Consider the following 7,763-nt stretch of genomic DNA (forward strand, 5'->3'; position numbering starts at 1 on the left):
ACGAACGACGTCAGGACCCCCAACGCGATCCAGTCCGTCAGCTGCCTACCCGCCACCGCCCCCGTGTCCGCCACAGCCCCCGATCATGCCGCCAACCAGGCAGAACCACCCGAACCGACACACCACAACCAGCCAAGATCCAAATAGTGGAAGTGGCATTGGCACTAGCCCGGAGCCGAATCGTCGACCACGTCGACCCTCCTCTCGTTCCGCTCACTCACACATTGCGACCTCGCGTCGCACCACATGGAAGAAGTCCACCGCCAGCATCGCCGAGGCCTGCGTACGCAGAAACTGCCGCCACGTCGCGTCGGTCTGCCGCCTGGGCGCCGGTGGGAGACCCAGGGACTTCAGGACCCGGCGGATCGTGGACGCGCTGACCCTGTGGCCGAGCGTGAGGAGCTCGCCCTGGATCCGCTGGTAGCCCCACGTCGTGTTCTCGGTCGCGAGCCGCTCGATCTGTGCGGCGATCTCCGAGCTGACCGGAGGTCGCCCCGTCCGCTGCGGGTAGGTCCATTTCCGTGAGGTCAGACGGCGGTGCCACCGTAGGACGGTCCCCGGGGGTGACCAGCCGGTGGGCTTGCAGCGTCGTGGGCAGGAGTCGGATGAGTGCGGCGAGGACCGCCCGGTCCGCCCAGTCCCACCGGGGCTTGGCTGGGTACGGCACAGCACCGCGACCTCGTGCCGTAACACGAGCAGCTCGATGTTCTTGGACGCCGACGAACGGCCGAGGAGAACCAGCCAGCTGCACACCCGAGCGAAGATCAGATAGAGCAGGCGGATCGACATAGCTGACCATCATCCCGCCGGCCCCATACGGCCGCATCTCCCCAGCTCACAGGCCCAGGCCGACTTCTGGCACCCCACAGGCTCCTCGACGAGCTGCTACCCGAAGCCTGCCATGTCGACGCCGCGAGGGAGAACAACCGGATCGAAGCCGATCACGGTCGGTTGAAAGCACGGCTCCGGCCGATGCGCGGACTGAAACGGCTCCGCTCGGTCCAAACTGTCAGTGCCGGACACGCCCTCGTGCAGAACATCCGCCGCGGCCACTACGAACTCGGGACCGGCAACAGCCCGCAGCTGAGGCTGACAGCCGCGTTCACCGAACTCGCCGCCGCCGTCTGATCGCAACCGCTCCGGCCCTCCGGCATGCCCCACCTTCGCTGAACGCAACAGCGCCGTACGGCTACCCCGGCCGCGGGCAGGCCCCGCCGTCGCCGAACGCAACAGTGCCGCGTGGTGAGGGTTCAGGGTGCGATGAACTGAAAGTCCAGCTCGATCTTGACCTTGTCCGCGAGAGCCAGCTTGCCGGTGCCGAGCGGCATGTTGAAGGTGATGCCGAAGTCGCCGCGGTGGATCTCGCCGGTGGCGGCGAACCCGGACCGGACGCGGTTGTCGATGGGGTAGGTGTCGACGCCGTAGAACTCGACATCCAGCGTGACGGGCTTGGTCACGCCGTTGATCGTCAGGTTGCCGGCGAGTTCGTATTCGTTGTCGCCATCCGTGACCGAGGTCGACACGAAGGTCATGCTGGGGTGCTTCTCAAGGTCGAAGAAGTCGGTGGTGCGCAGGTGCGCGTCGCGGTCGGCGTGGTTCGTGTTGATCGAGGCGAGGTCGATCGAGGCGTTGACGGCCACCGATTCCACCGTGTCGCCGACGGTCAGGGTCGCGTCGAAGGAGTCGAAACGACCACGGACGTTGGTGACGCCCAGGTGGCGGATCTGGAAGTTGACGCTGGAGTGCGCGGGGTCCACGGACCAGGTGCCGGCGACGAGGGGGAGGGGCTCGACGTCGGACGTGGGTGACACTGACGCTGTCACGGGACCTCCAGGGTTACAGCGGATGATCACGGCGATACTTGTGGAGACAATGGAAACCAGCGGAAGCCTAGCGGCCGAGGAAACACCGGCATAACCGGGGCTGTGGTCGTGGTGGTGAGGGCGGCCGTGGTGGCGAAGGCGATGGCGCGTCGAGCGGTGCGGGCGGCGTCGGGTAGGCGGGACGCGGCGACGGACTGCCCGGTTCGGGGTTCGGCCCACGAGAGCCGGCCCGGCCGGTCCGGCGGGTCCGCTTCTGCCAGCGGCTTGCCTTACGTACGGCCGACAGTACTCCCCGCGTGGCTGGCACCGGAGTGCCCTACGATGTCCGTATACGTACCGTGCCGCTCACGGACGCAGACTGGGTGACAGGCTGTGGATCGCTGGTGGCCACGGTCGCCCTCGGGGAACGTCGGACATTGGGGTCTCATGACACAGGGTGATGCAAACCTTCATCCGCTTGCGCGGGCGGCCCGCAATCCACCTCCCGGTTGGCAGCCGCAGGGGATCGATGTCTCCGTCCCAAGCATCGCCCGCGTCTACGACGCGATCCTCGGCGGGAAGGACAACTTCCCCGTTGACCGAGCTGTCGCCGAGGAGCTCGTCGCGTTCGTCCCTGATGGGCGCGAGGCCGCGATCTACAACCGGGCCCTGCTTGGACGCGGCGTCCGCTATCTAGCGGAGCAGGGAATTCGCCAGTTCATCGACCTGGGCTCCGGCCTGCCGACCGCCAACAACACGCACCAGGTAGCGCAGAGGATCGTCCCCGACGCTCGGGTCGTGTACGTCGACAATGATCCGATCGTGCTGGCGCATGGCCGGGCTCTACTCGCCGAGAACCGGTACACCACGGTCATCACTGCCGATGTGCGACAGCCGGAGGAGATCCTCAACCACCCCGATCTGCGGTCCCTGATCGACTTCGACCAGCCGGTCGCCCTGCTGATGTTGGGGATCATCCACCACCTCAACGACGATGAGAACCCGAACGGTCTAGTCGCCCGCTACCGGAACGCGGTGGCCTCCGGCAGCTACCTTTTCCTCACCCATTTCGTGGACCACGGTGCCGAGACCGCGGACCTCCAGAAGGCCATCCTCACGGATCTGGGGTCCGGCCGCTTCCGCACCCTGGAAGAGATCACCGCCTATTTCGGTGGCCTGGAACTCGTCGAACCCGGTGTCGTCCACATCCCACTGTGGCGGCCGGATGGCCCACTTCCCGAGACGCTGCGGCTCACCGAGAAGATGATCGGTGGAGGAATCGGCCGTAAACCCTGACCAGGGGCACGGCGCCGCTCGAAGCGGGAGCTGTTACAACCCTTCCGTAAGGAGTTTCTGACTGCCGGGGCCCCCGAGGATGCGTGTGCGACCAGGGCGCCGTCAAAGTCCTCTTTCGCTGAGGAGTGAATTACTGGACCACGGAGGGGCTGGTTCCGGGCATGCGAAAAGACGCTGGGAGCGTGGCTTCCAGCGTTGATCCTATCGGTGCTTGGTTAGTGGTAGCGGGGCTCCTTTCTGCGCGGGTCGGACAGTTATGCTGCCAGTGTGACGGTGTAGCCGAGTTTTTCCAGTTCGCCGACGAGGTTCTTCCGGCGGCGTTCGGGGTCCCGGCGTCGGCGGGCGTGCCAGTCTCCGCCCAGGTCCTGGTAGACGGTGTTGTTTGCGATGATGTGCCAGTAGGCGATGAGAATGTCGTGGCGGGTTGCGCCGATGGCTTTCAGGATGCCACGGCGGCCACGGACCTGGGCGTGGTGGGATGCCAGGTAGGTGTTCTTGCTACGGGCGGCGGCGTGCGCGGCCTCGGTCAACGCGGTACGTAACCACTTGTTGCCGTGGCGGGTACCCTATCTGTCAGCATGAGGTGAGACAGGTGCCAGCCATCATCTTGTGACAGGGCGGGTAGGGAGGACGACGATCGTGGTGGTGTCGGTGACGGCCGGGCGGGACTTGGCCGATGATGGTCGGGTGGGAGATCGGGAGGGTGGCCGGGGCCGGCCGGACCCGGAGGTCGAGCCGAGGGCGCGGCGGCGGTCGTTCACGGCGGCGTACAAGCTGCGGATCCTGACCGAGTACGAGGCGGCCGGTGAGGGGCAGAAAGGTGCGATCCTGCGCCGGGAGGATCTGTACTCGGCGCATATCACGGAGTGGCGCAAGGCCCGTGAGGCGGGGTCGTTGGCGGGGTTGTCGAAACCGAAGGGCCGCCCGCCGACCGATGAGCGGGACCGGGAACTGGAGAAGCTCCGGGCGGAGAAGGAACGGTTGGAAAAGGAGCTGGCGCAGGCCCGCTTCGTGATCGACGTGCAGGGAAAAGTATCAAATCTCTTGGAAACTCTCTCCGAGGGCATTCCCGAGATCAGCGAAGCGCCGGCTTCGCCGCGGAAGCGGAACGGATAGTCGAGGACGGCGTCGGCGCGCTGTCCGACCGGGTCGGGGTGGTGGTGGCGTGTCGGGCGATGGGACGGTCCCGGGCCACGCACTACCGCCGGCATCGGAGAAGCCCGGCTCCGGTGCGGCCGGCGCCGATCCCGCACCGGGCGCGTCGTCAGCCCGCGGCGTTGTCGCCGGCGGAGCGGGAGCGGGTGCTGGAGGTGCTGCACTCGCCGCGGTTCGTCGACGCGTCCCCGGACCAGGTGTGGGCGACGCTGCTTGACGAGGGGGTGTATCTGGCGTCGCCGCGGACGATGTACCGGCTGCTCGCCGAGCGGGGGGAGACCGGGGAGCGTCGCCGTCAGGCCACCCATCCCGCCCACGTGAAACCCGAACTGGTCGCCGACACCGTGAACGCCGTGTGGAGTTGGGATGTCACGAAGCTCCACGGTCCGAAGAAATGGACGTACTTCTACCTGTATGTGATCATCGATGTGTACAGCAGGTATGTGGTGGGGTGGATGATTGCTGACCGGGAGTCCGCCGCTCTCGCGGAGGATCTCATCACCGCGAGCTGTGTCAAGCAGGGTGTTGGTCGGGAGCAGTTGACGATCCATGCGGACCGGGGCACGTCGATGACGTCGAAGACCGTCGCGTTGCTCCTCGCTGATCTGGGGGTTACCCGTTCTCATTCCCGACCCAGGGTGTCGAACGATAATCCGTATTCCGACCTGAGTTCGGTCATTTCGTTAGTGCCTTGCCCGTGAGTGCGTCGAGGAGGGCCCACCGCTCGGGGTCGATGGTGGGTGGGAAGGTCTGGACGGCGCCGTTGATCGCGATGGTCGCTGAGCGGAGCGGGCGGAGTTGGCGGATCACGTTGCGGATGGCCAGGCCGGTGCGGTTCTGGACGGTGCGGGCGACAGCGAGTGCGGTGAACACGATGGTCAGGTGGGCGTCGATCGCGTCCTTCGTCCGAACGAACATGGGCCGGGCAGCGAGGTCGGTCTTCGACATACGGAACGACTGCTCGACGTGCCAGAGGTCGTGGTAGTTCGAGATGATCTGGTCGGCGGTCAGAACGGTCGCGGGGAGGTTGGTGACGTAGCCTTTGAGCCCGACGAGCCGGCGGGCCCGGGCGAGGCTGGCTTCGTCGAGGGCGCGGGCGTCGCCTTTGACCGTGACGAATCTCGGGGTGCGGGCGGTTCTCTCCCCGTCGACGACGGCCCGGGCCCGGTTCTCCTGTGCGGTGAGGGTCTGGTTGTCGCGGGCGGCACGTCGGGTGGAGTAGGCCCAGACCGCACGCCACGACCCGGGGTGGTGCTCACGGTTCCAGGCCGGCTCGGTCTTCACCGCGGTGTCGTTGTCACGGTTGCGTCCGGTTCTGGGGGTGACCGTGTCGATGATCTGCCCGTCGGTGAACGCGTCGCCGTGCCAACGGAAATGGGATTCCAGATCGATCGGTGCCTTGGTGACCCGGGAACCGACGATGAACCCGAACCCGGCCTCGTCGAGCTCACGCAGGTTGCCCGCCGACAGCATGCCGGCGTCGGCGACCACGACCAGGTTCTCCAGCCCGTGACGGTCCTTGAACTGGCGGATGATCGGCAGGATCGTGGCGGTCTCCGCGCGGTTACCCTCAAAACAGCCGATCTCCAGCGGGAACCCGTACCGGTCGACGAGCAGACCGACGACGATCCGCGGGTCGACCCTGCGTTCCTTGGAGTAGCCGACCTTCCGCAGGTCGTCTTCCTTCTCGGCCTCGAAGTACAGCGTCGTCACGTCATACAGGCACAGCGAGACATCTCCAGTGGCCAGGGTATGGGCGAAACACAACCCAGCGAGCTGGTCACGGTAGTCACCCCGATGGGCACGCAGCAGGGTGCGGCGCATCGTCTTCTCGCTCGCCGGCGTGACGCCGAGATCTGTCAGGACCCTGCCGGTGTCCAGGATCGAGGTCGGCTCCACCAGCCTGGCGATCGCCAGATCCCGGAACACCTCATCGCCCACGGCGTCGAACCCCAACGAGGTGAACACCCCGGCCAGCGCGTCGTAAAGCACCCGGGACCCGGTCCCCACCACCCACGGCGCCGCGACCGTCACCCGCCCACGCGACGGCTCGGTATCCACGTCGAACAGAGCCGCAGGGCCGGCCGCGCCGAGCAGCGACGCCTTCACCGCGGCCGGCTCGACCTCGACGAGCTCACCTTGCCGCGGATCCCTCAACAGATCCCGGGCCCGTCCGATCAGCACACCCAACTCGGCCTCGGTATGCGCCGAACCGACGTGCGCGACGATCCGCCGCCGGCCACCAACCGACTCAGCGATCTGCACCGCCGTCGCTCCCGACGCCGTCCGCACCCGCCGTATCCAGGCCACCACCACACCGTAGAGCACCAATTAGTGCCTCAGAACAGCCCGCCGCGCACCTATCACCCCAGGTCAGCGCATCAAGCGATCATCGAAGCCGAGCCGGTGACCGAACTCAGGAGGCGGCGAGGTGCTCGACGAGACGCCGTTCGGCCCGTTCGCGCAACCGGGACGCCTGGCGGGGCGCGGTCGCGTGGCGGGCAGCCCAGGCACTGACCGGGAGGTCCTCCAGGCGGGTCGAGGCGATCAGGTCGGCTTCGGTACCGGTCAGGACCCCGGCGGCGACCGCGTCCGCGAGGACCTGTTCGGGACCGGCCGCTCCCGAACAGGACTGGACCGCCTCGGCCGCGGCGACGGTCTGGAACAGGTCCGAGTCAGGACGCGGGGCCTCCCGCTGCTGCACGGTGAGCGCCAGACCGGCGCGGTAGGCGGCCCAGCGCAGCCGCACGGCAATCCGCGGCAGGTCCAGGCGCACCGTGGCCACCGCTTCCAGGAACCCGGTGAGCACCTCGGCCTGCACGTCCGCGGCGTCGAGGTCGCTGTGGCCGCCGAGTCGGGCGCAGACCGCGTGCAGAGCGGGCAGCGCCATCCCGGCGGCGCCGACCGTCCACGCGCCGCCGTCACGCCGCGAACGGCGGATCACCACCGCCCACGCGGCGTCGCGGACGGCCTGCGGGCAGGAGCCGGCCAGCAGCAGGTCACGCAGCTCGTCCAACGCCACCATCCGCGGCGGCAGACCCGCCACCACCGACCCGTCCAGCGCCAACGGCGCCGGCCCGGCCACCAGCAGGCCGAAGCAGTCCCGCAAGATCGCCAACGGCAGCGCGGATACGCCGCGGCCGGCCGGCCGGGCGGGAAAGGAAGACATTCCGTCGGGCATTACCGCCGTCCTTCGCTGTCACAGAAATTCGGACAGCACCCAGGAAGCCACGCCATGCCCAGCAAAAAGCCAGAACGATCTTCCGGTAGATGCACAGAAAAGATCGCTGGCGCCCAGAAGAAGCACAGCGATCTTTATTCGGCACTCGTACCAGCCTCAGTGCCTGTCCTGAATCTTGCTTTCTGTGCGGAGAGTGAGGTGTCGGGGGAGGTTTCGGGTTGCCGGTGGGGCTGGTAGGCCGTGAGGATGGCACGTTCTCCTCGGTATCCCTCGGATCTCACCGACGCGGAGTGGGCCTACGTGCAGCCGCTGCTGCCCCCGGTGTCGAA

The 7,763-nt window shown here is 67.3% G+C and carries 6 protein-coding genes and 4 pseudogenes; 5 read left to right on the forward strand and 5 right to left on the reverse strand.

What is annotated here, in order from left to right; all coding sequences use genetic code 11:
• Positions 1 to 243: 243 nt before the first annotated feature.
• Positions 244 to 789: pseudogene (locus AB1460_RS34525) on the reverse strand (helix-turn-helix domain-containing protein); the annotation flags it as partial.
• Between the two features lie 78 nt (positions 790 to 867).
• Between AB1460_RS34525 and AB1460_RS34530 the strand changes: the two are divergent.
• Positions 868 to 1,128, forward strand: a pseudogene (locus AB1460_RS34530) (DDE-type integrase/transposase/recombinase); the annotation flags it as partial.
• A gap of 122 nt (positions 1,129 to 1,250) precedes the next feature.
• Here AB1460_RS34530 and AB1460_RS34535 read toward each other — a convergent pair.
• Positions 1,251 to 1,823: a YceI family protein gene (locus AB1460_RS34535; RefSeq protein ID WP_368966549.1), complete on the reverse strand. Its 573-nt coding sequence runs from the start codon at positions 1,821 to 1,823 to the stop codon at positions 1,251 to 1,253.
• 426 nt (positions 1,824 to 2,249) lie between these two features.
• On the opposite strand from AB1460_RS34535, the gene AB1460_RS34540 reads away from it, so the two are divergent.
• Entirely contained in the window at positions 2,250 to 3,098 is an 849-nt protein-coding gene (locus AB1460_RS34540) for an SAM-dependent methyltransferase (RefSeq protein WP_368966551.1), read from the forward strand.
• A 254-nt stretch (positions 3,099 to 3,352) separates the two neighbouring features.
• Here AB1460_RS34540 and AB1460_RS34545 read toward each other — a convergent pair whose 3' ends face one another.
• Entirely contained in the window at positions 3,353 to 3,628 is a 276-nt protein-coding gene (locus tag AB1460_RS34545) for a hypothetical protein (protein ID WP_368966553.1), read from the reverse strand.
• A 157-nt stretch (positions 3,629 to 3,785) separates the two neighbouring features.
• Here AB1460_RS34545 and AB1460_RS34550 point away from each other — a divergent pair, with 157 nt between their 5' ends.
• A complete protein-coding gene (locus tag AB1460_RS34550; RefSeq protein WP_368966555.1) occupies positions 3,786 to 4,214 on the forward strand; it encodes a transposase in 429 nt (142 codons plus the stop codon).
• Positions 4,214 to 4,918: pseudogene (locus AB1460_RS34555) on the forward strand (transposase); the annotation flags it as partial. The gene AB1460_RS34550 and the pseudogene AB1460_RS34555, both read left to right, overlap by 1 nt.
• A gap of 10 nt (positions 4,919 to 4,928) precedes the next feature.
• On the opposite strand, the gene AB1460_RS34560 reads toward AB1460_RS34555, so the two are convergent.
• On the reverse strand, positions 4,929 to 6,563 hold the full coding sequence (locus tag AB1460_RS34560) for an IS1634 family transposase (protein WP_368966559.1): 1,635 nt from the start codon (positions 6,561 to 6,563) through the stop codon (positions 4,929 to 4,931).
• Between the two features lie 106 nt (positions 6,564 to 6,669).
• A complete protein-coding gene (locus AB1460_RS34565) occupies positions 6,670 to 7,434 on the reverse strand; it encodes a hypothetical protein (RefSeq protein WP_368966557.1) in 765 nt (254 codons plus the stop codon).
• Positions 7,435 to 7,680: 246 nt separating this feature from the next.
• On the opposite strand from AB1460_RS34565, the pseudogene AB1460_RS34570 reads away from it, so the two are divergent.
• Positions 7,681 to 7,763 (forward strand): annotated as a pseudogene (locus AB1460_RS34570) (transposase); the annotation flags it as partial.

It is taken from the genome of Parafrankia sp. FMc2, assembly GCF_041008525.1.
Classification (GTDB): domain Bacteria; phylum Actinomycetota; class Actinomycetes; order Frankiales; family Frankiaceae; genus Parafrankia.